This window comes from Pseudomonas protegens (assembly GCF_003732485.1).
Lineage (GTDB): Bacteria > Pseudomonadota > Gammaproteobacteria > Pseudomonadales > Pseudomonadaceae > Aquipseudomonas > Aquipseudomonas protegens_B.
Window position 1 is genome coordinate 1 of record NZ_MOAK01000022.1, and the last position, 1,141, is coordinate 1,141.

Genomic DNA, 1,141 nt, shown 5'->3' on the forward strand with positions numbered 1-1,141 from the left:
GGTCGATACAGAATCCCGGTTCGGTGGGGATTTCGTTGGGGGCACGAGAGCGTAGGTTGCGGGCTAAATCATTAACTATTTCTAATCCTCTTTTCTCTCTGTCATAAGTAACTTCTCCCGAATAGTAATAGACAGAGCCTTTTAGTGGTGTCACCAAGTATGAATCAACTCTGTATGACAAGGTGCTAGCCGTTGAATCCCATGACCACAGGCTAATTGAACCGTTTTGATGTTCGGTTCGCCTTAGAAACATGCTCTCTTGTGTTTTGCTATGGCGTTCACTTTTCAGCTTCTGCTCACGCTTATCGATTCTGGCTGCTAAGGCCACTGGGCTATCGTCGAGCGCTTCGATGTTGTCGCCCCACAGATAATATCCAGCATTGATCTTTGCCTGTGGCGGCAGATCGATCAGAAAGCGTCCGTAGCAATGAGTAATCCATCCACTCTTGTCCATGGCCGGGCTCCGAGAGGAAAAAATCGATGTGCAGCTGATAACGCTAGTCATGGCGATAAGACCAAGGATCGTTATTAGGCAATGAGTGCGCTTCATAAACCCTCCTTGGCATCCAGCTGGCGGTCAGCCAGTTGAGTGATCTCGATCACGTCAGATAATGCGGCCCATTGGCGAGTGTGCTGTGGTCGCGCGCTCTTCCTTAGGAAACTCACAAATCATCCATCCAGTTATCTTTAGGCTTCAGCTCAGCGAGGAACTCTCCCAGGGCGTAGTCATCATCTACCGCTGGGCTGTTGGCCATCTGTTGCGGACTTTTAGGCGGGGAGGGCGTGCCAGCATTGTCGTCGCGTCCAGTAGCCGATACCGGCCGCAGGCGAATCGAATCGATGATGGCATCCCACAGTTCCAGTGCGGCTTTATCGGACTTGAAAGCAGGAGCCGGTGGGGGGCTATCGTCATCGACGTCAGCTTCCTCCACGCTCAGTTCCGCCTTGAGGTGGGGCTCGTAGACCGACTCGTCCTTGCCCTGGGCTTCCCAGAGGAAGGTGTAGGTACGTTGCCCCTTTGCGCTGCCAGCCAGCAGGTACTCATCGGCGGGAATTGCACCGCCACGCTCTCTTTTGCGCAGGGTTTCGATGCCTGCAACCATCTTTGCCGCACCCATCAGAAAGCCACTTACTCGATCCA

1 protein-coding gene and 1 pseudogene are annotated in these 1,141 nt (G+C 53.2%); both read right to left on the reverse strand.

Translation table 11 applies throughout. The annotated features are described in order from the left end of the window. Nucleotides 1-454, reverse strand: a pseudogene (locus BLX41_RS33310) (T6SS immunity protein Tli4 family protein); the annotation flags it as partial. 208 nt (nt 455-662) lie between these two features. Beyond that, nucleotides 663-1,141 (reverse strand): T6SS immunity protein Tli4 family protein (locus tag BLX41_RS02425; RefSeq protein WP_185073345.1); only part of this gene is annotated, 479 nt, incomplete at its 5' end.